General features: G+C 37.0%; 16 protein-coding genes and 8 pseudogenes. 9 read left to right on the top strand and 15 right to left on the bottom strand.

The features are described 5' to 3' along the window. Window positions 1-8: 8 nt before the first annotated feature. Window positions 9-455, top strand: coding sequence for a glycoside hydrolase family 20 zincin-like fold domain-containing protein (locus tag ACWYN3_RS29000; RefSeq protein ID WP_456217428.1), 447 nt, complete (start codon window positions 9-11; stop codon window positions 453-455). A gap of 45 nt (window positions 456-500) precedes the next feature. Continuing rightward, window positions 501-1,648 (top strand): annotated as a pseudogene (locus ACWYN3_RS28995) (beta-N-acetylhexosaminidase). Window positions 1,649-1,697: 49 nt separating this feature from the next. Here the strand turns inward: ACWYN3_RS28995 and ACWYN3_RS28990 are convergent. Genes ACWYN3_RS28990 through ACWYN3_RS28980 form a run of 3 tightly spaced genes read right to left on the bottom strand, consistent with a single transcriptional unit; the run spans window position 1,698 to window position 3,532 of the window. After that, window positions 1,698-2,795: a Nif3-like dinuclear metal center hexameric protein gene (locus ACWYN3_RS28990; RefSeq protein ID WP_456217427.1), complete on the bottom strand. Its 1,098-nt coding sequence runs from the start codon at window positions 2,793-2,795 to the stop codon at window positions 1,698-1,700. A gap of 27 nt (window positions 2,796-2,822) precedes the next feature. Further along, window positions 2,823-3,185 (bottom strand): TM2 domain-containing protein, encoded by a 363-nt coding sequence (locus tag ACWYN3_RS28985; RefSeq protein ID WP_183880309.1) that lies wholly within the window; start codon window positions 3,183-3,185, stop codon window positions 2,823-2,825. A gap of 17 nt (window positions 3,186-3,202) precedes the next feature. Continuing rightward, window positions 3,203-3,532 (bottom strand): DUF2752 domain-containing protein, encoded by a 330-nt coding sequence (locus ACWYN3_RS28980; protein WP_456217426.1) that lies wholly within the window; start codon window positions 3,530-3,532, stop codon window positions 3,203-3,205. Between the two features lie 51 nt (window positions 3,533-3,583). On the opposite strand from ACWYN3_RS28980, the pseudogene mfd reads away from it, so the two are divergent. After that, a pseudogene (gene mfd / locus ACWYN3_RS28975) lies at window positions 3,584-6,926 on the top strand (transcription-repair coupling factor). Then, window positions 6,927-7,151, top strand: coding sequence for a DUF3820 family protein (locus ACWYN3_RS28970; RefSeq protein ID WP_456223188.1), 225 nt, complete (start codon window positions 6,927-6,929; stop codon window positions 7,149-7,151). Window positions 7,152-7,181: 30 nt separating this feature from the next. Here the strand turns inward: ACWYN3_RS28970 and ACWYN3_RS28965 are convergent, their stop codons facing one another. The 5 genes and pseudogenes from ACWYN3_RS28965 to ACWYN3_RS28945 all read right to left on the bottom strand — a co-directional run bounded on the left by ACWYN3_RS28965 (window position 7,182) and on the right by ACWYN3_RS28945 (window position 9,752). Further along, window positions 7,182-7,814 carry a hypothetical protein gene (locus ACWYN3_RS28965; protein ID WP_456217425.1) on the bottom strand — a complete coding sequence of 211 codons (633 nt, stop codon included), beginning with the start codon at window positions 7,812-7,814 and terminating at the stop codon, window positions 7,182-7,184. A 6-nt stretch (window positions 7,815-7,820) separates the two neighbouring features. Beyond that, a pseudogene (locus tag ACWYN3_RS28960) lies at window positions 7,821-8,443 on the bottom strand (phosphatidate cytidylyltransferase). Window positions 8,444-8,447: 4 nt separating this feature from the next. Beyond that, a complete protein-coding gene (locus ACWYN3_RS28955; protein ID WP_456217424.1) occupies window positions 8,448-8,633 on the bottom strand; it encodes a hypothetical protein in 186 nt (61 codons plus the stop codon). Further along, a complete protein-coding gene (locus tag ACWYN3_RS28950; protein WP_456217423.1) occupies window positions 8,630-8,839 on the bottom strand; it encodes a putative signal transducing protein in 210 nt (69 codons plus the stop codon). Before ACWYN3_RS28950 ends, ACWYN3_RS28955 begins: the two co-directional genes overlap by 4 nt. Further along, window positions 8,820-9,752: a CPBP family intramembrane glutamic endopeptidase gene (locus ACWYN3_RS28945; protein WP_456217422.1), complete on the bottom strand. Its 933-nt coding sequence runs from the start codon at window positions 9,750-9,752 to the stop codon at window positions 8,820-8,822. The genes ACWYN3_RS28950 and ACWYN3_RS28945 overlap by 20 nt, the downstream gene beginning before the upstream one ends. A gap of 53 nt (window positions 9,753-9,805) precedes the next feature. On the opposite strand from ACWYN3_RS28945, the gene dusB reads away from it, so the two are divergent. Together dusB and apaG are read left to right on the top strand one after the other, a co-directional pair. Next, window positions 9,806-10,813 carry a tRNA dihydrouridine synthase DusB gene (dusB, locus tag ACWYN3_RS28940; RefSeq protein ID WP_456217421.1) on the top strand — a complete coding sequence of 336 codons (1,008 nt, stop codon included), beginning with the start codon at window positions 9,806-9,808 and terminating at the stop codon, window positions 10,811-10,813. Window positions 10,814-10,857: 44 nt separating this feature from the next. After that, window positions 10,858-11,243 (top strand): annotated as a pseudogene (apaG, locus tag ACWYN3_RS28935) (Co2+/Mg2+ efflux protein ApaG). Here apaG and ACWYN3_RS28930 read toward each other — a convergent pair. Beyond that, window positions 11,240-11,937 (bottom strand): annotated as a pseudogene (locus tag ACWYN3_RS28930) (zinc metallopeptidase). The pseudogenes apaG and ACWYN3_RS28930 overlap by 4 nt on opposite strands. 322 nt (window positions 11,938-12,259) lie before the next feature. On the opposite strand from ACWYN3_RS28930, the gene ACWYN3_RS28925 reads away from it, so the two are divergent. Continuing rightward, the gene (locus tag ACWYN3_RS28925; protein ID WP_456217420.1) at window positions 12,260-13,585 is read left to right on the top strand and encodes a DNA recombination protein RmuC; all 1,326 of its coding nucleotides are present in this window, start codon (window positions 12,260-12,262) and stop codon (window positions 13,583-13,585) included. Here ACWYN3_RS28925 and thiL read toward each other — a convergent pair. Together thiL and nadA are read right to left on the bottom strand one after the other, a co-directional pair. Continuing rightward, window positions 13,580-14,620 (bottom strand): thiamine-phosphate kinase, encoded by a 1,041-nt coding sequence (thiL, locus tag ACWYN3_RS28920; protein ID WP_456217419.1) that lies wholly within the window; start codon window positions 14,618-14,620, stop codon window positions 13,580-13,582. The two genes, ACWYN3_RS28925 and thiL, sit on opposite strands and share 6 nt — an antisense overlap. 111 nt (window positions 14,621-14,731) lie before the next feature. Beyond that, a pseudogene (nadA, locus tag ACWYN3_RS28915) lies at window positions 14,732-15,723 on the bottom strand (quinolinate synthase NadA). 397 nt (window positions 15,724-16,120) lie between these two features. Here nadA and nadB point away from each other — a divergent pair. Then, window positions 16,121-17,713, top strand: a complete 1,593-nt coding sequence (gene nadB, locus ACWYN3_RS28910; protein ID WP_456217418.1) for an L-aspartate oxidase — start codon at window positions 16,121-16,123, stop codon at window positions 17,711-17,713. A gap of 13 nt (window positions 17,714-17,726) precedes the next feature. Continuing rightward, a pseudogene (locus ACWYN3_RS28905) lies at window positions 17,727-18,235 on the top strand (gamma carbonic anhydrase family protein). A 99-nt stretch (window positions 18,236-18,334) separates the two neighbouring features. On the opposite strand, the gene ACWYN3_RS28900 reads toward ACWYN3_RS28905, so the two are convergent. From ACWYN3_RS28900 to ybeY, 4 genes and pseudogenes are all read right to left on the bottom strand, one after another. Beyond that, complete coding sequence (locus tag ACWYN3_RS28900; protein WP_456223187.1) at window positions 18,335-19,741, bottom strand: Ig-like domain-containing domain; 1,407 nt, start codon at window positions 19,739-19,741, stop codon at window positions 18,335-18,337. Between the two features lie 285 nt (window positions 19,742-20,026). Beyond that, a pseudogene (gene mnmG / locus ACWYN3_RS28895) lies at window positions 20,027-21,896 on the bottom strand (tRNA uridine-5-carboxymethylaminomethyl(34) synthesis enzyme MnmG). Window positions 21,897-22,057: 161 nt separating this feature from the next. Further along, a complete protein-coding gene (locus ACWYN3_RS28890; protein WP_456217417.1) occupies window positions 22,058-23,938 on the bottom strand; it encodes an ABC-F family ATP-binding cassette domain-containing protein in 1,881 nt (626 codons plus the stop codon). 511 nt (window positions 23,939-24,449) lie between these two features. Beyond that, on the bottom strand, window positions 24,450-24,905 hold the full coding sequence (gene ybeY / locus ACWYN3_RS28885) for an rRNA maturation RNase YbeY (protein ID WP_456217416.1): 456 nt from the start codon (window positions 24,903-24,905) through the stop codon (window positions 24,450-24,452). Between the last annotated feature and the right edge of the window lie 5 nt (window positions 24,906-24,910).

Below are 24,910 nucleotides of genomic sequence, written 5' to 3'. Positions count from 1 at the left end.
AAACCATTATGAAAAAGCTTTTAGTCCCGTTTGCAATACTTTGCTTACTGGTGAGTAACCAAAAAGTCTCCGCTCAAACGGAACCACTCATTTCTCCCCGTCCTTTAACACTGGAAACTGCTAAAGGAACCTATAAAATTAGTCCGGCAACAAAAATTATTGTTCGCGGACAACCATCAGAAGCACTTTATCTGAAAGATAAACTCTCAACCACTACCGGGCTGAATGTTCCGGTAACTATTACGCCAAAAGCCAGTAAGAATTATATCCTTCTGGATCTGGAAGAAAATCAGTCAGCAGATTATGGTAAAGAGGGCTACAAACTCATTGTAAATGCTGACGGTATCAAAATTGCTGCAACCGATAAAGCTGGTTTATTCTACGGAATACAGAGTCTGCTACAATTAATTACAGTAAAGGAGAAAGGTAAAAGTGCCACACAGTACCATACGTAACCATCAAAGATAAACCACGATTTGGCTGGAGAGCTTTAATGCTTGATGAAGGCCGTCATTTTAAAGGAGAAAAAAGCGGTTAAACAACTTCTTGATGATATGGCTATGCTGAAAATGAATGTATTTCACTGGCATTTAACAGACGATCAGGGATGGAGAATAGAGATCAAAAAATATCCTGAATTAACCAGAATAGGTTCTAAACGTAAAGATTCACAACTAGCCTGGAGAAGCGAAAAACGCTCAGGAAAACCACATGAAGGCTTCTATACACAAGAACAAATTAAAGAAATTGTTCGTTACGCAACCGAAAGACACATTACAGTTGTACCAGAAATTGAAATGCCAGGACATGCCACCGCAGCTATTGCGGCCTATCCCTGGCTGGGTACAACCGGAGAAAAAGTAGAAGTACCTGTAACTTTTGGCAAATTTAAAGATACCTACAACGTAGCAGATCCTAAAGTATACGCCTTTTTAGAAGATGTCTGACCGAAGTTATGGCTTTATTCCCTTCCAGAGTAATTCATATTGGCGGAGATGAAGTTTTATACGATCAATGGAAAAGTTCCCCTCAAATACAAGCATTAATGGTCAGAGAAGGCTTAAAATCACCTGCTGATGTGCAGATCTGGTTTACGAACAAAATCTCTAAGTTCATTGCTTCTAAAGGCCGTCGCATGATGGGCTGGAACGAAATTATGGGGGGCAAAGTCCACGAATTTACAGACGAGAAAGAGACTATTGTCAAAGAAAAGCTTGATCAGGGCACTATCGTTCATTTCTGGAGAGGCACAACAGATATGATTACCAGTGCAGCCTCAAAAGGATATGACCTGGTCAACTCTTACCACATTTACACTTATCTGGATTACGATTATAAAGAAATACCGATTAGAAAAGCTTACGATTTTAACCCGATTCCAGAAGGACTGGATCCAAAATATGATAAACATGTGTTGGGTTTAGGCTGTCAGATGTGGAGTGAGTTTATTCCGGAAGTAGCGGATATGCAAAAGGCTATCTATCCCCGTTTAGCTGCTTATGCAGAAGTAGGATGGACGGACTTATCCCGTAAGGATTATACCTATTTCAAAAACACGATGAAGCTGATAGAAGCCCATTGGAAAACCGAAGGAATCAGTACAGGAAATGCCGATTATGATGCTCAGGTAGAAGAAACCAAAAAATAAAAAAAGGGAGGCAGCTTTGCTGCCTCCCTTTTTAATAAGCATATTCTTCCTAATAGAAGTAATTTATTGGATTTGTATTCACCTCCGTCAAATGAATGCTCATTTCAGGGAATTTATTCTCTAAAATATCCACCAGTAAATTCGAAGTAAACTGCTCACTCTCAAAATGCCCGATATCAGCGATCATCAGCTTCCCGTCCGCATCAAAAAAACTCATGATACTTAAAGTCTGCTGTAATAAAAGCATCAGCACCAGCTGCAATGGCATTACCCAACAGAAAACTACCAGACCACCGCAAACGGCCACTTTTTTAATCTTCCGGCCAGTATCCTTAGTATGCCTGATCAGTGTGACATTCATCCTCGATTTTACAAATCTCAGAAAATCTGCCGCATCCATCTCTTCCTCAAGCCAGCCAACCATTCCGGAGCCTACCGTATTTAGTTTATTTTCCAGCGGGTAAATATCATAGGCAACCTCTTCATAAGGATGGTTTTCCAACAGTGCAAGTAGTACCTTTCTTTCATCCTGAATCAAAAACACTGTTTCAATTCTAACTTCTGGTTCCTGATGCTGTATTCCCTGCTGCCCAACAAAAGGTTGTGTACCTGCCGAAGCTTTAAACGTACCTACACCCACCGCATTAAAGCTGCATTCACTATAATTTGCAATATTTCCAGCACCGGCAGCAAAAAGAGCCTCTCTTAACCTGCCAGCCTGTGCTGTAGGGCAAAAAGTAACCAGTTTTTTTAGAATGCCGTCTTTCGGCACAAGAATCTTCGCTTGTTTTAAAACCAAGCGTTTACAAATCACTCCGTTTACCCCATTCTGCACACTGTCCAGATTAGTATGGATCGCGTACAAAGCAATGTTATTCTTGATTGCTTTGATGATTACACGCTCCACGTAATTCTTCCCGGTGAATTTCTTCAGCCCTTTAAAAACGATAGGATGATGTGTAATGATCAGATTACAGTTTTTGGCAATTGCCTCATCAACAATATCTTCAGTACAATCAAGGGCCACTAAAGCCCCGGTGATTTCCTGGTTCATATCACCCGTGAGCAAACCAGAATTATCATAATCTTCCTGATAGTTCAGCGGCGCATAAGCCTCCAGATGTTTAGTAATTACAGCTAATCTCATAATACGTAAAGATACGATAAGGTTTAATTATTGGGATATTGCTCCCATTTTTGCCATTTGCAGACTTTCAAAAGCTACCTTTTGATTGTATTCAAAAGCAAGATTTTTATAATTTACCAAATCTATAATTGTGCCGATCATACATAGTCCATAAGTGAAAAAATAAAGGATGCCCATCCCTATCTGGTTCACTAGAAACCTGGATAATCCAGGTACAAAAAATCCCAAAACACAATACAGTACCATATCATCAGGGTTTCTTCTTTTACTGTTATAAATCATTAGAAACCCATTCAATTGCTGCTCATTAAAACCCGCAGTCATTGATTGCAGGTAGGAAAACTCTTGAGGCGTGATGCCCGGAAGCATCATAAATGGTGAGTTGTACATAATATTTCTCCTTATTTTTAATTTATTCTATTCTTTTTCCATTCATACTGACCGAGTGTTATAATTCTCAGCCCTATAATTACTACCGCTGGCAAACCAAGCCAGTGCTGATGAAAACTCTCATTCAGGTTACCATGGAACAGCTGCGTAATAGACCTGCCCAGTCCGCAGCCCGGACACCAGTCCAGTCCAAGGTTTGCTAAGGGGCAAAAAGTAAAATGATGCACCTCATTATGTCCTTGTGGTTCAGCTATTGCCAGCAGTATTAAAGCTATAACCCAGAAAATTAATTCCAGTGGTATACGGCTTAACCAGTTCAGCGTCACGGTTTTGAATTTTAGAGTCATAAATGGCCGCATTGTTACATTTTAGCAAATCATAAATATTATCTTTGTGAAGTGAACATCCGTGACCTGATCAATAGATATAAAACTGATGAGCGCATCGAAGCGCTTGCAAAGACCCTCAACTCGGGTAAAGGTAATAAACTTCAATTAAAAGGTTTAGTAGGCTCTGCCGATGCCTTAATTGCCGTAACTACCTATTTCCTGCTGCATAAACCACAATTGTTTATTCTTCCTGACAGAGAAGAAGCCGCTTATTTTATGGCCGATCTGGAAAGTATTCTTGAAAAAGAAGTCCTGCTTTTCCCTTCTTCTTTCCGTAAAGCCTTTGACTTCACCCAGGTAGATACAGCTAATGTACTGGCAAGAGCAGAAGTACTGAACGAACTTAATCATAATTCTTCCTTTGGAAAAATAGTCGTTACTTATCCCGAAGCACTGGCCGAAAAAGTAATTAACAGAGATGTTCTGGAGAAAAAACCCTTGAAATTAGCCTGGGTGTAAAACTGGGCATAGATTTCATCAATGAGTTCCTGGTTGATTACGATTTTAACCGGACAGAATTCGTTTATGAACCTGGTCAGTTCTCCATTCGCGGTGGGATTGTAGATATATTTTCTTTTTCCCATGATCTTCCTTACCGGATTGAATTTTTTGGCGATGAAGTAGAAAGTATCAGAACCTTCGAAATAGAAAGTCAGCTTTCTGCAGAAGACGTTAAAACGTTCACTATTATTCCTAACGTACAATCCAAATATCTTACAGAAAGTAATATAAACCTGCTTGATTACGTTGAAAATGATACCCAGCTTTGGTTTAAAGATGTAGAGTTCACACTCGATGTCATTAAAACCGGCTATAAAAAAGCAGTAGAATTGTGGAAAGCACTTCCTGCAAAAGAAAAACAGGAAAACTGGACTGGATAGATCCTAAATTTGCTTTCTCAGATGAAAGAATGATCGGAGATATTCTGCATGATTTCTCCGTAATTGAGTTTGGAAAACAGTTTTTCTATAAAACTGACAACGTATTTCTGTTTGAAACCAAACCACAGCCATCTTTCAACAAAGATTTCAACCTGCTGATTCATAATCTCAAAGAAAACGAGAAAAACGGCATTCATAATTTTATTTCCAGCTCTTCTCCTAAACAAACGGAGCGGTTATATGCCATATTGGATGACATTGACAAAACGGCAAAGTTCGTTCCTGTTAATATCCAGTTAAGAGAAGGATTTATTGATCCGCGGCAGTCAATTGCCTTTTATACCGACCACCAGATCTTTGACAGATTCTATAAATACAAATTAAAACGAGGTTATCAGCGTAGTCAGGCGATAACGATGAAAGACCTGAGAGATCTGAAGCCCGGGGATTTCGTCACCCATATTGATCACGGAATTGGTAAATATGCGCCGGCCTGGAAAAAGTAGAAGTAAACGGTAAAACACAAGAAATGATCCGCCTGGTTTATGCTGATAATGACCTGCTTTACGTCAATATCAACTCATTAAACCGCATTGCAAAATATAGCGGAAAAGATGGTACGCCGCCAAAAATGAATAAACTGGGTACAGAAGCCTGGGATAAACTTAAAAAGACTACAAAAAAAAAAAAAAAAAGACATTGCCCGTGACCTGATCAAGCTATATGCTTTAAGAAAATCACAGGTAGGAACTGCTTTTGATCCCGACGGTTATCTGGAAACCGAACTGGAAGCTTCATTCATTTATGAAGACACTCCCGATCAAATGAAAGCCACCAATGATGTCAAAAAAGATATGGAAGCCCCGCATCCAATGGACAGACTTGTTTGTGGTGACGTTGGTTTCGGAAAAACAGAAATAGCAATCAGAGCTGCGTTTAAAGCCGTAGCTAACGGAAAACAAGCTGCGATTCTGGTTCCAACAACTATTCTTGCCCTGCAGCATTTCAAAACATTTTCAGGAAGACTAAAAGATTTTCCCTGCAAAGTAGACTATATCAACCGTTTTAAAACAAATAAACAAATCAAGGAAACACTGGCACAAGTAGAAGAAGGTAAAGTTGATATCATCATTGGAACCCATCGTTTGCTTAGTAAAGATGTGAAATTCAAATCTCTCGGTATTATGATTATCGATGAAGAACAGAAATTCGGTGTGACTGCAAAAGAGAAACTTCGTGCGCTTCGTGTTAACGTAGATACACTGACCCTTACCGCAACCCCGATACCAAGAACACTGCATTTTTTCACTGATGGGTGCAAGGGATTTATCTATTATGAGCACCCCGCCGCCAAACAGGCAGCCGGTAAATACAGAACTTCACGTATTTAACGATAAGCTGATACAAGAAGCTGTACAATTTGAACTGGATCGTGGCGGCCAGGTGTTTTTTATCCATAACCGGGTAAATGACTTACCACAGCTTGGCGGCTGATTCAGACACTCGTACCAAAAGCCCGTATCGGTATTGCCCATGGACAACTGGATGGTGATGCGCTTGAAGACGTCATGCTTGACTTTATCAACGGGGAAAAGGATGTTTTAGTAGCCACTACAATTATCGAAGCTGGTCTGGACATTCCCAATGCCAATACAATCATTATCAACCATGCTCATATGTTTGGTTTGAGTGATTTACACCAGATGCGCGGACGTGTAGGAAGATCCAATAAGAAAGCTTTCTGTTACCTGTTAAGCCCTCCTTTATCAACTCTTACCTCTGAAGCCAGAAAACGTCTGAGTGCAATTGAAGAGTTTTCTGATCTGGGCAGTGGATTTAATATAGCTATGCGCGATTTGGATATTCGTGGCAGCGGAAACCTCTTAGGTGCTGAACAAAGCGGATTCATTGCCGAAATAGGTTTTGAAATGTATCATAAAATATTGGATGAAGCCATACAGGAGTTAAAATCAGATGAATTTAAAGAATTGTTCAAAGACGATAAAGAACGTCCTTTTGTTACCTTCACACAAATAGATACCGATCTGGAATTGTATATCCCGGATGATTATGTAACGAACATTACAGAGCGTTACAACCTCTATACCGAACTTTCCAAGCTGGATGACGAATTACAGTTAGCCACCTTCGAAACGTCCTTAAAAGACCGCTTTGGTACTGTTCCGAAGCCAGTAAAGACTATGTTGAATGTACTGAGGCTACAATGGGCTGCCAAAAAGCTTGGTTTTGAAAAATTAAGTTTTAAAAAGGGCGTATTAAGAGGATATTTTATTGCCGATAAACAATCTAATTTCTTTGATTCTCCAATGTTTCATAAAATACTGCACTTTGCTCAGCAGCATCCGCGGATGTGTAACCTGAAAGAAGTCAAAAACACCTTACGTATAGCCTTTGAAGATCTGAAAAATGTAGACGAAGCAATTCAGATGCTGGAAATGGTCCCACAATAAATCAAACAGGATGAACCCCCACAATTATTAAATGAACTGGTTACCTTCAAAATGCCATTTGGTAAATACAAAGACAAAAAGATCTGTGATCTGCCAGAGTCATATCTGATCTGGTTTAGTAACCAGGGTCTGCCTCCGGGTAAACTGGGAGAGCTGATCGGTACGATGTATGAAATCCGGTTAAATGGACTGGAATACCTCTTAAAGCCTTTGAAAACAAGATAAAAAGATAGCTGCCGGTATATTATCCGGCAGTTATTTCTCTGACAAAACGGAGCTTGTTTCCCTCCAGTTTAAATATCCAGTTAAAAAAGCAGCTTCACCACAAACCTCCTCCTGATCAGGATGAGCCTCTCTATATTTCTCATCTGAATTAGTTCCATAGCGTAGTTTTACGGTATCACCCTCAATATTGATTTCGTAGAAAGAATAACAGGCCTCATCCTTAACGTGCTGTTCACTGGTCAGTTCCTGTTTATCTTTCAGTTCAGCTAAATCAATTGCCTTAAACAAGTCACTGAAATCCCCTAACTGAAAATAATCATAGATGTCATTAAAGTTCCTCATAAAGAGTTCTCTGCTGATTTTACCGCCATTTGCTTTTCTTGCCTGATCAAAATCCTCATTGACTTCATATAGAGACAGGGTAGTGTCAGCAAGTGGAAAACTAAAATATTTTTCAATTCTATTCACATCTTTATCCCTGAATGCCAGCTCCATTTGTTTTAACTCAGCAATAATCAACACTCTTTGAGCAGGATCAGTCTTTTGCCCTGACGATGCTTTATCCTTAGTAGAATCAGCAGCGTTTTTTCCAGATCCGGAATCCAGGTTACAGGAAGCAGAAACCAGTATAAAGAGCAAAAGAAAATAAGCCAGTTTATTCATCAGATATTAGTTTAAAACCAGGTACAAATACGCGAAAACAACAGGAGCAGCTATTAATAATCCATCAAACCTGTCCAGCAAACCTCCATGCCCGGGTAAAAGTGTTCCAGAATCTTTCGCATCCAGACTTCTTTAAGCATAGACTCTACCAAATCGCCTAATGTTCCGAAACTCACGATTAAAACAGCCATTCCAGCCCAAATCAGCATAGATATTTCTTTGAAGACTAAAGAGATCAGGAAAGAAACTAAAAGACTCGTAAACATCCCTCCAAAGAAACCTTCCCATGTTTTTTTCGGAGAATGACGTTCAAATAATTTGTGGCTCCCCAATTTTCTGCCAAATAAATAAGCACCAGTATCACTTGCCCAAAGCAATAATAAAAAAGCCAGCGGTAAATGATAATTATGAGTAGTCCAATCTTGTATAAACGCTAAAGAATAGAAGAAACAGAAAGGAACAGTCACATAAACAAACCCTACAAAAGTATAGGCAATATTGCCAAAGGGGATCTTATCCTTTTTATATAATTCACCCAAAAATACCGCAGATACCATTGGAATAAGCAACAGTAAATATTTTGTTTCAAACTGATATAAATGATAAGCCGCCGTGATTAAAAATATCATTGCACTAACTAACTACCAGTCCTATATTACGATGCGGTCTGATCCCTGATGTTTTAATCAGTTTATAAAATTCTGCCAGTGAAAAAACACTTAAAAGCAGGTAAAAGAAAGTAAATGTATAAGCTCCCAGAAAAATGGATCCTAACATTACAATCGTAAAAAAAAACGCTGTTATTGCTCTGGTTTTCATTCTGTTTCTGTAGATTTTATATAGGCATCAGCAGTATCGAAATCTTTTTGATTAACTAATACTTCAATAATCCCGAAAGTCTGGTAAGACGAATCTTTTTTATTCATAATTACCGCTGCAATATCATTCTCAATTAATCCCTGTTTAATAATCTCTGCCGTAACAGGATTTTCTGTGGTATAAACCTTAACCCAATTGTTCTCCATGGTTCACTGTGGTTTTGTTTTTTAAATACTTAAATAAAAAGATGCTCAAAATTAAACTAATAACATATGCATACCATGGAAAATTTGAAGAATTATCCGCTTCAGTTAAAGGAATATTATGTTCCTGTAAATACCAGGCAACACTAACGGCATACGCATTATTGATAAAATGGGCTAGCATTGCATACCATAAACTCCCCGTCCACAAATAGATATATCCAAATGCAGCACCAAGGAAGAGTCTTGGAAAGAACCCAAAAAACTGAAGATGTATTGCGCTAAATATAAATGCAGTGATCCAAATGGCCACATGCGGATTCTTAAACATTTTAGTGAACGATCTTTGTACGCCCCCTCTGAACATGAGCTCTTCTCCTATAGCTGGTAACAGTGCAATGACCGCAATATTGATTAAAAAGTCAAAAATATTCTTCGTCTTTAATAATAAAATTGTCATTTTCATGGCTTCATCTTCCTTATTTCTCATCCAGTTTTCAACTGGTTTTAAAAACTCAGGAAGAACCATTTTCTGATTTGCTAAACCAATCCATTCCATTAAAGGCATGGAGCAAAGCATAATCATTAATACTAAAAAAAGGAGTGAAGCCTTTGGTTTTATAAAGCCATAAAAATTACTGACTTTAATTTTTTCTGTCCAGGCAAGCATTAAAGGCGGTAAAATGAACATACAGCCAGTTGTTAATACTTGTGAGGCCTTAAGTACCGCCGCAGAAACAGAATCTCCACCCGTTAAAAGGACAGCATTACTGAGACCTTCGGTCCCATAAACCCCCAGTATTACGGCTATACTCAGAACAGAGCCAATAACTAAACCTAATATAGTATAACAGAGAATCATAAGTAGCTGTATATAAGCATCCTTTTCTTCTGCCTCGTTGTAAATGAAATTCATTATTGGGAATAGTTTGTACCTTTGTCTTTTAATTTTGGATTGAAGATAGAAAAATGTCTGTAAAGATAGGAAATATTGACTTGGGAGAGTTCCCTTTATTGCTTGCACCGATGGAAGATGTAAGCGATCCACCTTTTCGTTTTGTGTGTAAACAAAGCGGAGTGGATATGATGTACACTGAATTTATTTCTTCCGAAGGATTGATACGTGATGCAGCAAAAAGCAGGCAGAAACTGGATATTTTTGAATACGAAAGACCAATAGGTATTCAGATTTTTGGAAGCGAAATATCTACTATGCAGGAAGCTACAGAAATTGCCACCCTTGCTAAACCAGACCTGATTGATATCAATTACGGCTGCCCCGTTAAGCAGGTAGCTTGTAAAGGCGCAGGTTCTGCTCTTTTACAGGATATAGATAAAATGGTAAAGATGACAGAGGCAGTAGTAAAAGCTACTCATTTGCCGGTTACTGTTAAAACCCGTTTAGGCTGGGATGATAATACTAAAAACGTAGACGAAGTAGCTGAAAGGTTGCAGGATATAGGTATTCAAGCGCTTACTATTCACGGAAGGACAAGATCACAAATGTACAAAGGTGAAGCTGACTGGCGGATGATCAGGGATATCAAAAGAAATCCAAGAATCAAAATCCCTGTTTTTGGTAACGGAGACATAGACAGCCCGCAAAAGGCACTTGACTGGCGCAGAGAATTTGAAGTTGATGGAATAATGATCGGCAGAGCCGCAATCGGTTATCCATGGATTTTCAGAGAAATTGCCCATTTCTTTAAAACCGGGGAAAAACTTGCAGGCCCTACAGTTGCAGAAAGAGTTGCAGTTTGCAGGACACATTTAGACAAATCCATTGCATGGAAAGGTCCAAAAGTAGGCATATTCGAAATGAGACGTCATTATGCTAATTATTTCAAAGGATTACCTGATTTCAAAAATTATAGAATGTTATTGGTAAAAGAGGATAATATTGAAATAATTCATGCTATTTTAGACGAAGTGGCAGATAAATATCATCACATGCTCCTGGAAGGAGAAATGGCTTGATTTTTGAAAACTACTTAATAAATTAGATTAGAATTTAGATTATAATGGTCACAGCGATTACACAAGGCGTTAAGATTTCGGTAGATACGGTGTATCAGGAAGAATATTCCAATCCTGAGAAAGAACATTTTATGTTTGCTTACAGATTTCTGTAGAGAATCTGTCGGATTACGCTATACAATTAATGCGTCGTCAATGGTTTATATTTGATTCCAATGGCACACAGCGTGAGGTAGAAGGAGAAGGCGTAGTTGGGATTCAACCAGTGATAGAGCCGGGAGAGAGTTATTCTTATGTTTCAGGATGTAATTTAACTACAGATATGGGCTCGATGTCAGGAAACTACCTGATGCACCGTATGGTTGATGAAAGCGATTTTACAGTTGATATTCCTGAATTTCAACTCATCGTACCTTACCGCTTAAATTAGTTTTTGTTTCTTCCAAATAACATGGATGCATAATATAGTAAATTAGTTAATGCACCAAGGGCAGCTACCACGTAAGTCATTGCTGCCCACCATAAAGCATCCTTAGCCTGCGAATTTTCTTCTTTACTATGCATAACCACCTGGTTATTTTTGAGCCATATCAAAGCTCTTTTACTTGCATCAAATTCTACAGGAAGTGTGTGATAAAGCTAAAAATAGTAATCAATACCAAACCAGCTACGCCAATTCCCAATACAAAAGGATTACCAGTAAATCCAATCAGCAGAATACCAATAATCAATACCCATTGTAAAAGATTAGAAGATATACTTACCACAGGAACCATGTTAGTCCTGAATTGCAGCCAATGATAAGATTTAGCATGCTGTACAGCATGTCCGCATTCATGAGCAGCAACAGCAGCTGCGGCGACACTTCTGCCATAATAAACATCAGTACTCAGGTTAACCGTTTTATCAGCTGGATTATAATGATCCGTTAATTGCCCATCTGCATTCATCACCCTTACATCATATATACCATTATCATGAAGCATTTTTTCGGCAACTTCATGTCCTGAAAATCCAGAATTTAACTGCATTTCAGCATACCTGGAAAACTTATTTCTGAATTTCCATTGCACAAACATGCTTAGAATCAGCATCGGAATTATAAAAAACAAATAGGTTCCCATCTCTCTCTTAATATCTCATTTTACACCTAGCCTTAAATCAAAAATTGTTCCTAATCATCCGGCAATTCCACAATTCTTCAATTAAATCTGAATTATCCCCTCATACGCGTTATTTAGATCAAAAAACAATTTAATAATTTAATTAATTTATAATTAGTTAATTAATTATCATTAATATCCTTAAAAATAATCAGTTTATTTTCATAAAAAACACTTTATGTCTTATAAAAACTTCATAAAAACGGTTAATAATAATTAAAATAATACTAAAATACTTGTTAAAATGGTTTATAATACAGATTTTTGATAAAAATATTAGCAAATGAATATCCTGATTATAGTCTTACTTATCGTTGTCATTGTTGCCGTTTTTTTTCTCTTATTAAAAAAAAAAACAGCTACGGCTAATAACCAAAATGATCTTTTGTGTTTAAAAGAAGCTGAACACGAGAAGATTTTATCTTATTACAGACAGGAAAAACAAAATCTGGAAGATGAGCTTATTGATTTGCGTACTGGATTTATGGACGAAAGAAGCCGTGCAGTAAAGGCAGAAGAAATGCTTAAAGCTCAATTGGACAAACAATCAGAACAGGAAAAATATATAGCAGAGTTACAGCAGAAGTTCAAAATGGAATTTGAACATATCGCCAATAAAATACTGGAAGAAAAAACTTCTAAGTTCACAGCAAATAACAAGGCTAATATGGATCTCATATTAAGCCCTCTAAAGGAAAATATTAAAGCATTCGAAGAAAAGGTCGACCGGGTATACAAAGCTGAGTCAGATGAGCGAAATATACTCAAAGGCGTCATTTCACAGCTCATGGATCAGAGCAGACAAATACAGGAAGATGCAAATAACCTGACCAAAGCCCTCAAAGGCGATAATAAAAAACAAGGAAACTGGGGAGAAGTTATTCTGGAACGCGTATTAGAACGTTCAGGATTGGTTAAAGATCAGGAATATCGCATACAATCCAGTTTCAGTACCGCAACGGGCAACAGGGTTCAACCAGATGTAATCATCGATCTGCCGGAAGATAAACACATTGTGGTCGATTCTAAAGTATCCCTGATTGCCTATGAAAAATATGTAACGGCCGAAACAGAAGAAGAAAGAGAAATATTTGTTAAACAGCATTTACTTTCTTTAAAAAATCATATTCAGGATTTATCAGGGAAAAATTATCAGGCACTTTATCAAATCAATTCACCAGATTTCGTTTTACTTTTTATCCCTATAGAATCTTCATTCGGTATTGCTGTTCAAAAAGATGCAGAACTTTTCAATTATGCCTGGGAAAGAAAAGTAGTGATCGTAAGCCCATCTACTTTATTGGCTACATTACGCACGATTTCAAGCATATGGAAACAAGAAAGACAGAATAGAAACGTACTGGAAATAGCCCGTTTAAGTGGCAGTATGTATGATAAATTTGTAGGTTTTGTAACTGATATGGAGAGTATTGGAAGAAATATCCGTCAAAGTCAGGATGCTTATGACAAAGCCCTGGGAAAATTATCTACAGGTACTGGAAACCTTGCAAATACAGCAGACAAAATAAAAAAACTGGGTGCAAAAACCACGAAACAAATTGATCGTAAATTTTTAGACCCAGCTTTAATAGACGATGAAATCTTATAATTTAAATGCGTTCCACCCCTGAGCTTTCAGTTCGTGAACAACATTTGATTTAGAAATCATTTTGCATCCTGAAGGTTTATCAGTGATATGACCAATCACAGTAATATCCACATCATGCTTTAATTTCGTATAATCTTCCTGTTTGATTGTAAATAACAATTCATAATCCTCACCACCATTTAACGCACAAACAGTAGGATCTAAGCCCAATTCTCTTGCGGTTTCATAAGTCATCGGATCAATTGGAAATTTATCCTCATACAGTGTACATCCTTTTTCAGATTGCTTGCAGATATGCATGATATCAGAAGCTAATCCATCAGATATATCAATCATTGAAGTTGGAACAATTTTCATCTGAGCAAGCAGATCTACAATATCTCTTCTACCTTCAGGCTTTAATTGTCTTTCAATAATATAATCTTTACCTTCCAGATCAGGCTGAATATTAGGATTTTCCAGAAAAATTTGTTTTTCTCTTTCTAAAATCTGAAGTCCTACATATGCACCACCCAAATCTCCCGAAACACAAATTAAATCACCATCATTAGCACCATTTCTGTAGCAAATATCCTCTTTGGCAGCATAACCAATACTAGTTACACTCAGTACTAAACCTTGCTTACTCGAAGAAGTATCACCACCTATCAAATCAATGTTGAATTTATTACAAGCCAGCTCTATTCCTTTGTAAATTTCTTCTACTGCTTCCAATGGAAATTTGCTCGAAACACCGATAGAAACGGTAATTTGAGTTGCAACCCCATTCATCGCGTAAATATCACTTAAATTTACCTGAACGGCTTTATATCCCAGGTGCATTAATGGTACATAAGCCAGGTCAAAATGAATTCCTTCCAGCAATAAATCAGTAGAAATTAAAGTTTCTTTATCGCCAGCGTGCAATACTGCAGCATCATCACCAATTCCTTTGACACTGCTTTCATGTCTTATTTTAAAATTATTTGTTAAGTGTTCAATCAGACCAAATTCACCCAATTCACCTAATTCTGTACGTTCTTTATTCTCAAACATATTTTTTTCATAAATATTAACCGCTGGAGTTTTCCTTTGGTTTTTGCTCCTGTTTTTTAACCTTTTCATATTTTCAACATTTGTTAATAACGTAAAAAAATGGTCAGGAACCTATAATCCAAGACTTGCTGATATTTCCAGCATTCTTTCAATTGGTTTTCTTGCTTCTATTATAATATGCTCTGGTACAGTCACTTCAGGAGATCCGTTTTTCAAACACAAATACAATTTTTCCAAAGTATTTCTTTTCATATACGGACAATCATTACAAGCACAATTATTATTCGGCGGCGCCGGAATAAAAGTTTTTGTAGGATTTGCCTTCTCCATCTGGTGAATATACCACTTTCTGTAGCTACTATAAATTCTTTTGCATCGCTTTTGATTGAATAATTTAACAAACCTGTAGTAGATCCAATATAATCAGCCATCTGCAATACTGCTTCTTCACATTCCGGGTGCGCAATAAATTTCGCATTCGGATGGCGCTCTTTTAGCCTGATTATTTTCTCTCGTGAAAATATTTCATGCACCATACAAGCACCATTCCATAAAACCAGATCTCTGCCAGTTTTCTTTGCTACCCATGCTCCAAGATTTTTATCCGGACCAAAAATAATCTTCTGCTCTTTTGGCAGACTTTCTACAATTTGAACAGCATTCGTTGAGGTACAAACAATATCACTCATTGCTTTCAGCTCAGCTGTACAATTTACATAAGTAATCACCAGGTGATCCGGGTATTTTTCTTTAAACTTTTTAAACAAATGTGGCGGACAACTATCTGCTAATGAGCATCCTGCCTTCAAATCAGGTAATAAAACCTTTTTTTCCGGAGAGAGAATTTTAGCCGTTTCTGCCATAAAATGCACTCCTGCAAACACAATCACATCCGCCTCAGTTCTGGCAGCCTCCTGGGAAAGTCCTAAACTATCCCCAATATAGTCAGCAATATCCTGAATATCAGGCTCTTGATAGTAATGTGCAAGAATTATCGCATTTTTCTCTTTTTTTAATTTTTCAATTTCCGCAAAAAGATCAAGTGTTGGGTCGATACTTTCTTCTACAAATCCTCTTCTGTTCAATTCTTCTAAGGTATCCATTTTCAACGTTTCAATAATTAATAATTATTTAATATAAATAGATTTCTATTGTTTATTAGTGTGTTAGTAATGTTTGTAACTCTGGGATATTTATTCGTTTTTATAACTTGTTCTATACTTATCCACAAATAAATCACTTTTTTTTAGAAAATATCCGCTGATTTACAATTAGATATTTTTCAGATTAAAAACTTATCCATACTCAGATGTTTATTAGTTGTCTGGTAGTAAAAAGTAATAACTCATGCAAAGTTGCTGAAAAATAACTTAAAATATTGTGTCTAATTCTCATTTTACCTTAGCTTTAAACATTCTTAAATAGTTACTCTATTTATTTAGACAAGTAATCAACATATTTCTAACGTTGTTAACAACAAGGCGGAATCAGAACATTTCAATGAAGAATACAGACTTTTTAGTTATAGGATCGGGGATTGCGGGCTTGAGCTTCGCTTTAAAGGCCGCTAAGCATGGTAAAGTTTTGATTATTACAAAATCAAACGAAGATGAATCGAATACGAAATATGCCCAGGGAGGGGTAGCTGTTGTTGTGGATAAAGATGATTCTTTTGAAAAACATATTCAGGACACATTAATTGCCGGAGATGGACTTTGCGATCCGGCAATTGTGGAAATCGTAGTGAAGGAAGGGCCTCAGCGTATACAGGAGATCATAGATTACGGAATTAATTTTGACAAGGACCCCGCAGGTGTCTATGATCTGGCGAAGGAAGGCGGGCATTCTGAGCATCGTGTTTTACATTATAAAGACGTTACAGGATATGAAATTGAGAGTGTTTTATTAAAGCAAATTCATGAAAATCCGAACATAGAGATATTAACACATTACTTCTGTTTGGAGTTAATTACCCAACATCACCTCGGTGAGTTTGTTGACAAAAGCACTAAAGTTATTAACTGTTTTGGTGTATATGCCTTTAACACAGAACTTAACGATGTGGAAAAGATACTAGCAAAGGTAACTGTGCTTGCTTCCGGAGGAGCCGGCCATGTGTATTCCAGCACTACAAATCCTGTAATTGCAACAGGAGATGGAATGGCAATGGTTTACCGTGCAAAGGGAAAATTGAGGAATATGGAGTTCATTCAGTTTCACCCAACCGCTTTATATAACCCTGGTGAGTATCCATCCTTCTTAATTTCGGAAGCTGTAAGGGGCTTTGGAGGCGTTCTGAAGCGTAAGAATGGTGACGAATTTATGTACGAATATGATGATGAAAGAGGCTCCCTTGCACCACGTGATATTGTGGCCAGGGCGATAGATTCAGAAATGAAAAAATCGGGTGAAGATTTTGTTTATCTGGATATAAGGCACCGTGCAAAAGCTGACATTTTGACACATTTTCCAAATATTTATGCGAAGTGCTTATCTATAGGAATAGATATGACTAAAGATTTAATTCCAGTAACTCCGGCTGCACATTATATGTGTGGTGGAATTTTAGTCGATGAATTTGGAAGATCTTCTATTCATAATTTATATGCTTGTGGTGAATGTTCTTCAACAGGATTACATGGGGCAAACAGATTAGCTTCAAACTCGCTTCTTGAAGCTCCTGTATTTGCACACCGTATTTACCTGGATGCTGTTGAAAGATTTAAGGAAAGTTTTATTCCTGAAAATATTCCTGAGTGGAATGATGATGGAGTTGTTCAATCTGATGAAGATATTCTGGTTACACATAACCTGCGTGAAACTCAAAAACTGATGATGAGTGATTATGTAGGTATTGTACGTTCTGATTTCAGACTGGACAGAGCGATGAGACGTTTGTTTTTACTCCATGAAGAAACAGAAGAATTTTATAAAGCCAATAAAGTTTCAGTAAAATTGTGCGAATTGCGTAACGTTATACAGGTTGCTTTTACTGTGATAAAATCTGCGATGGCAAGAAAAGAAAGCCGAGGTCTGCATTACACAACAGACTATCCAGGCCATGCTGAACAATTAACAGATACTATTTTTTAATAACATATATAATATGCCCGTTATTTTACCGGTTTTAGATAAGAGCCCCAAGTGGGGAGAGAATTGCTTTATTGCACCAAATGCGACTATAGTAGGGGACGTGACCATGGGAACGAATTGTTCAGTATGGTTTAATGCAGTAATCAGAGGGGATGTGAACACGATTACTATTGGAAATGACAGTAATATCCAGGATGGAGCTGTTATTCATGCTACCTATCTTAAAGCGGCTACAACGATCGGTAACAGGTCTCTGTAGGACATAATGCAATCGTTCATGGCTGTATGCTTAAAGACCATGTTTTAGTAGGTATGGGCGCTATAATCATGGATAATGCAATTATAGAAGAGTATTGTATTATAGGAGCAGGATCTGTAGTTCTGGAGAATACGATTTGTGAAACAGGTTTTTTGTATGCCGGTACGCCTGCAAAAAAAATAAAGCCCATTACTGAAGAGCAACGGGCTTTATTAAATAAGTTACCAGATAACTATATTATGTACGCTGACTGGTTCAGATAAGCTACTTTTCTTTTGGTAATGTTATGGTCTCATTTCTATCCCAGTTTGCCCGTATGGAGAGCTCTTTAGGCTCATTATAGATGGTTTCTGGTTGTAGTCTTAACTTAACATTTCCGGTGTCCCAGATGCCATTTTTATTCGTATCATAAATGATTCGTATGAAGTATCTTCCGGCTCTGTAATTAGCAAATTTAACGGTGGTATCTTTAGATACCACCAAAAACTATTTACAATAGTTTTTGCCTCATTTGTCACCTCCAGCAAGAATTGTTTATTAGGTTCTGGTACAACTATTTTTACGATCAGTGTGCCGTAATCGTCTTTCTTTGCCAGCTGGAATTTTTTTAGAAACTCTTTATTTTTAGTGTCGAACAAGCCAATAAAAGAGCCTTCACCAAACTTTATTTCATAAATATTATTGGCTTTCCATGGATATTGTATATGATAGCTGAGGAAATTTGAACTATCCTGAACTACTGTAAAATTGGTTTTTACCACAGAGTCCTCCATCAAAGTTATTTTGGATGGGTCTACTGTCGCTATTGGCATTCCAAAGGTTAAAGTAAAAGGCTTATTAGGGTTGATCAGATTGGTTTCTATATTATCTGAGGCTACAACAGTTCTTTTATAAGAATCTTTTTTCCCCCTGTTAAAATTAACAGTTTGTAGTAATTTACCACCATCGGTAACACTTATTTTAGTCGAGTCGAAGCTTAAATCTGTTAGCCATAGCCATACCTTTACAGAATCGCCTGTTTTATTAAATTTAACAAATTTTTTATGATCGAGATCTTTAGGCTCAATGACGATAATTTCAGGTTTTTTCAGCTTCTGATTGAAGTTCATGGATATACTTCCATCCGCATTTAGTCTTCTGTCGTTTATTCTGAATACAGTTGCATCTTCTTTGAAGATGATCATATTTACATTTTGTGTATCCTTTTTTAGGACTATCGGGTCTTTTATAAACCCGATTTCATCAGAAACCTGCTGATATATTTTATCACTGCTTGGCTCTTTCAGACCATATACCCTGTAGGTATCGGCTCTCAGGTTATTGATTTTGTAATTCCCGCTGCTATCAGTCAGGGTATAAATGGAAGCTTTCTTTTTTCCAAAGATACTATCCCTGGACAGAGGAATTACAAAAGCAACACCTTCTATTAAAGGTTTACCAGTTTGCGATTCTTTAATATTTCCCGAAATACTTAACGAATCAAGAGAAGGGCCTGTTGAGAGAAAAACGTAACTAAAATTTTTGACTACATTTCCTTCATTAACGTCAGCAATGGCTTTACCAAAATTCAGTGTATAGGTAGTGTTTTTTTTTAGCGTATCTGCAAAAGTTATTTCCAGTGATTTGTCTTTTACTTTTAATGTTGGTAAAACTTCTACATCAGGAGAAATAGAGAATTGTTTGTATTGATCTACCAATTTGAAATATTCATCAAATTGAATCACAATTTTTTTAGCGGTGAAATTTCTCGTTAAATTTTTTGGGAGCATAGATAAAACTTTTGGTGGGGTTTTATCTTTTGGGCCTCCCTGAGGACCCGGTCCAATGCTCGCGCAACCATACATCAGGAAAATTCCTGAAAATATATAGAAGAAACTCCTGAGAATCTTTAATAAGCTGTTTTTGGCCATTTATATGCGATATAATAAAATCTCTAACCTTTTTAATAACTAACATTTAAAAAACCTGAAAGTGTCTTATATCGCTTAAAATCAAGTCACTTTCAGACTTCTTTATTTTTGTTTATAATATACTGATATTCAGTATATTATGTTTTATTTACTTATGTGTACCATCAAAACTGAGATGTCTGAAGGTGAAACTCCCGAAATTCTGGATGCTTGTCCTAAAGTACGGGGTTTTATCTTCAATAATTTCTCTCTGGCTTCTTTAGACAAAGAACCTAATGACGAATAATCAAAATCAGGATTGATTTCTTTATCCTCCATCTTCTGCATTTTGTTTACAATCTCTTGTTCCTTCAGAAAATAACTTTCATACTTAACTTTGATTTCAGCTTGCTCAATAGTTTCCTGATCGAATGGTATCAGATATTCATCCAGGCTTTTACTCACCTTTCTGAGATCATCAATACCAACTTGCGGTCTGCCAAGGACACTGACTATTTTAACATTTTGTGCTAAAGGAGTAGAACCTAAATTCTCCAGCATCTCATTTGCTTCAGCCATTTCAATTCCTTGCTTACGTGTAAAAGCTAGCTACAATATATCAGAGTTAGCAATTTTTTGATGAACGATGTCTAAACGCTCATCACTAATCAATCCTAAAGCATGGCCAATAGGGGAGAGCCTGATGTCCGCATTATCCTGACGAAGTAATAATCTATGTTCAGCTCTTGAGGTAAACATGCGGTAAGGTTCTTCAGTTCCTTTGGTAACCAGGTCATCAATTAATACACCTATATAAGACTCTGATCTTTTCATAATCAGTGGTGCCTTCTCATTAATTTTTAAGTGTGCATTAATTCCGGCAATAAAACCTTGACTTGCGGCTTCTTCATATCCAGTAGTTCCGTTAATCTGACCTGCGAAATATAGATTGTCAATTAACTTAGTTTCTAAAGTTAAAGAAAGCTGGGTAGGTGGAAAATAATCGTACTCAATGGCATAACCGGGTCTGAACATTTTTGCATTTTCAAATCCTGGTATTTGAATCAGTGCTCTGTATTGAACATCTTCAGGTAATGAAGTTGAAAATCCATTCACATAGATTTCACAAGTATTCCATCCTTCAGGTTCTACAAAGATCTGGTGTCTGTCGCGTTCTGCAAATCTGTTTATTTTATCTTCAATTGAAGGACAGTATCTCGGGCCTAGTCCTTTGATTCTTCCAGTAAACATTGGAGATTTTTCGAAACCTTCTTTTAAGGTTTCATGTACATTGCTGTTTGTATAAGTAATCCAGCAGCATCTTTTTTCTGTTGGTCTTTCTACATTGGTATAAGAGAATCTCCCAGGATTTTCATCGCCCCATTGTTCTTCCATCAATGAATAATTCAATGATCTCCCGTCCACGCGTGGGGGAGTACCAGTTTTCATTCTGCCGGCTTCGAATCCAATTGAAGTTAATTGTTCTGTAATTCCTGTTGCTGCTTTTTCACCTGTTCTGCCACCGCCGAACTTTTTCTCTCCGATATGGATTAACCCATTTAAGAAAGTTCCATTTGTCAGCACAACACTTTTAGCTCTGATCTCAACACCAATTGATTGAGGTCTTTACTCCAGTAACCTTATTGTTTTCAATGATCAGGCTGCTAACCATATCCTGCCAGAAATCTACGTTTGGTGTACGCTCTAAAGCTAGTCTCCATTCTTCGGCAAATCTCTTTCTGTCATTCTGTGCACGTGGACTCCACATGGCAGGACCCTTCGATAGATTGAGCATTCTAAATTGTAAAGTAGTCTTATCGCTGATGATTCCAGAGTAACCACCCATGGCATCAATCTCCCTTACAATTTGTCCTTTTGCTACACCACCCATTGCTGGGTTGCAGCTCATTTGCGCAATTGTCTCCATATTCATGGTGACTAATAAAACGGAAGATCCCATGTTTGCTGCTGCCGCTGCCGCTTCACAACCTGCGTGTCCGGCACCCACAACAATCACATCATATTCTTTAAACATCTTATCTTATATTTATGTTCCACGTGAAACATCCATTGTATTTCTTCTCCTGAAGTCCAGGTGTTCCACGTGGAACGTTAATTTTTATTGTAGCTCAACGGGCTTGTTTAAGCTTGCTAAAGCTTTAAAAAGGCTAGTATTGATCTAAACCGTTTCTTTAATTAAGTCGTTTTGTTGGTCTTTTCGGATAATTCAACCCAACGTTCCATGGTTTGTTCTAAGCTTGCATTTAACTTTTCAATTGATTTGGTTACTTCTTGTATTTCCATATAGTTAGCACTATTGATAGAAAGAAGGGAGGTAGTTAATTTATCAATTTCATTTTCAGTCTCTGCTATTTTTTTTTCAGAATCATCCAGTTCTTTTTGCTCCTTATAACTTAATTTATTCGCAGGGGCTACTGTGGTCTTTTGTTCATTTTTAGCAGGTTTACTTTCTGCTTTTTCTTTAGGTGTATCCAGGCTGATTCTATATTCAGAATAATTACCATTGTAAATACTAACGATGCCATCACCTTCCATAATGAATAATTGCTCACTCATTTTGTCTAACAAATACCTGTCGTGAGAAACCAGTATTAATACACCAGGGAAATTCTCAAGGAATTCTTCCAGTACATTTAAAGTGTCAATATCTAAATCATTGGTAGGCTCATCCAGAATAAGGAAGTTTGGATTCTGCATTAAAACCTTCATCAGGTGTAAACGCTTTTTCTCTCCACCGCTCAACTTTTCGACCATCCCATGTTGTTTCTTAGGAGGGAAGAGGAACAGTGTTAATAATTGAGATGCTGAAATCATAGAACCATCAGCCATCTTAATATATTCAGCATCTGATTTTACAATATCAATTACTCTTTCTTTTTTTTCATTGAATGCCAGACCTCCCTGTTTATAGTAACCATAAACAGTAGTTTCTCCTGTGCTTACATTCCCTTTTTCCGGAATTTGAAATCCAGTAATAATATTCAGTAATGTAGATTTTCCTGTACCATTCTTTCCTGCTAAACCAATACGGTCTGCACGTTTGAATGTATAGCTGAAATCATTAATTATTTTCTTCTCATCGAAAGACTGACCAATATGATCCAGCTCCAGGATTTTGTTTCCCTGACGAGACATTTTCATACTTAAGGTTACACTTCCGGTATCAGAACGCTGTTTGGTTTTACTTTCTAAATCATAAAAAGCATCTATTCTGGATTGAGATTTTGTAGTTCTTGCCGCAGGCATTCTACGCATCCATTCTAATTCTTTCTTCAGTAAATTCTTATTTTTTTGGAAAGTACTTTCGTCAGAAGCTTCGCGCTCTGATTTCTTTTCAAGGAAATAAGCGTAATTACCATTGTAATTATAAATTTTACCTCTATCAAGTTCTACAATAGTATTACATACATTATCCAGGAAATACCTGTCATGCGTTACTAATAGAATTGTCTTATTTCCTGAAGTCAGTAATTTCTCTAACCATTCAATTGTATCAATATCCAGGTGATTGGTAGGCTCGTCCAATACGTAAATCTCCGGATCTTCAATCAATAATTTAGCCAGAGCCAGACGTTTTTTCTGACCACCGGATAACGTTGTTGAGATTTTTTGCTGAAGGTGATTAATACCCATGCGGCTTAAAATCGTTTTGATTTCATGCTCATATTCCCAGGCATTGTGTTCACTTAATTCTTCGTATAAACGGTTAAGTTTTTTTTCATCAGGATTTGGATCTTCAATCAGTTCTTCATATTCCTTGATTAACTGTTGCTGCTTATTGTCTGTTGAAAAAATAAAATCACTAATAGAATATCCATCAGGGAAGGAGGGCTCCTGATCAAGAAAGCCAATCTTTACAAATTTATTTTTTACTATTTTCCCTTCCAGCGGATTAAACCGCTCGGCCAATAATTTTAATAGGGTACTTTTACCGGCTCCGTTGATTCCAACCAACGCTACGCGCTGACCTGTCTGGATGCCCAAGGTTAAATTTTTGAATAACCATTCATCATTATAGGCGTGACCTAAATTTTCTGCTGCAATTAATGTGCTCAAAGTATATTTTTAACGAATTATCAGATAAGAAATTACTGGCAAAAGTAAGTAAGCAATATTTGTGGGTATAATATTCACGTGTTTAAACATCTAAATATTATATTACAATTAAGTAACGTACGGAGTTATAAGTATATATCAAAAAAGAGCTGAGTCAATGATTTGGAAAATCAGAAAGCTACGAATTATTTGCTTTTTGAATTGGCGGGAGGCTTAAAAGATATTTACCAGATTTAATCGGAAGAGTGTTATTTGCAAGTGATTTAAGGCTTAAAAAGTATAGATTGAGCAAAATGGCATATTCTGGCTGGCACCTGACTCTAATCCCCTGTTTTTGGGGTTTTAGGTACGATACAATAAGATTATTGTTGTTTTGAACAGATAACTCTAAGAAAAGTTAAAACGAGCTTATAGCGCTTTAAAATGGCCCGATATTTCAAGGGCAAATATTTAGCTGTAATGCATTGATAATCAGCGAGTAATTAATTGATGGGTAATAAAAAAAAAAAGGCTAAACAGCCGTTTTACCTAATGCAGCACTAAATAAAGCAAGATATTCATCCTCTTTTTTTTGAGTCATCAGGGTTTTCGCCGCTTTACCTTTGTCTTTGTAGCCCAATAGATGTAAAGTACCATGGATCATTACTCTGCACAGCTCATGTAGTACAGTCCCCTTAAATTGTTTCGCATTTTCCTGAATACGTTCGATACTGATAAAGATATCTCCTTCGATCATTTTAAGAGTCTCTGAGTTATCAAAAGTAATCACGTCGGTATAAGTGTCATGGTTAAGATACTGTTGGTTTATAGCCAGTAAATATTCATCAGAACAAAGTATAAAAGTTAATTCTTCAAGCTGATAGCCTTCAGCAATGATTGTATCATTGATCCAGTTTCTGATCAGGGTTTTATTTTTAAGGGTATATTTAACGTCTTCTGAAAAAAAATTAATTGCTGGCTTACTCATGGATC

Source organism: Pedobacter sp. NJ-S-72, from assembly GCF_053890575.1.
This window is presented reverse-complemented; position numbering and strand designations above follow the sequence as displayed.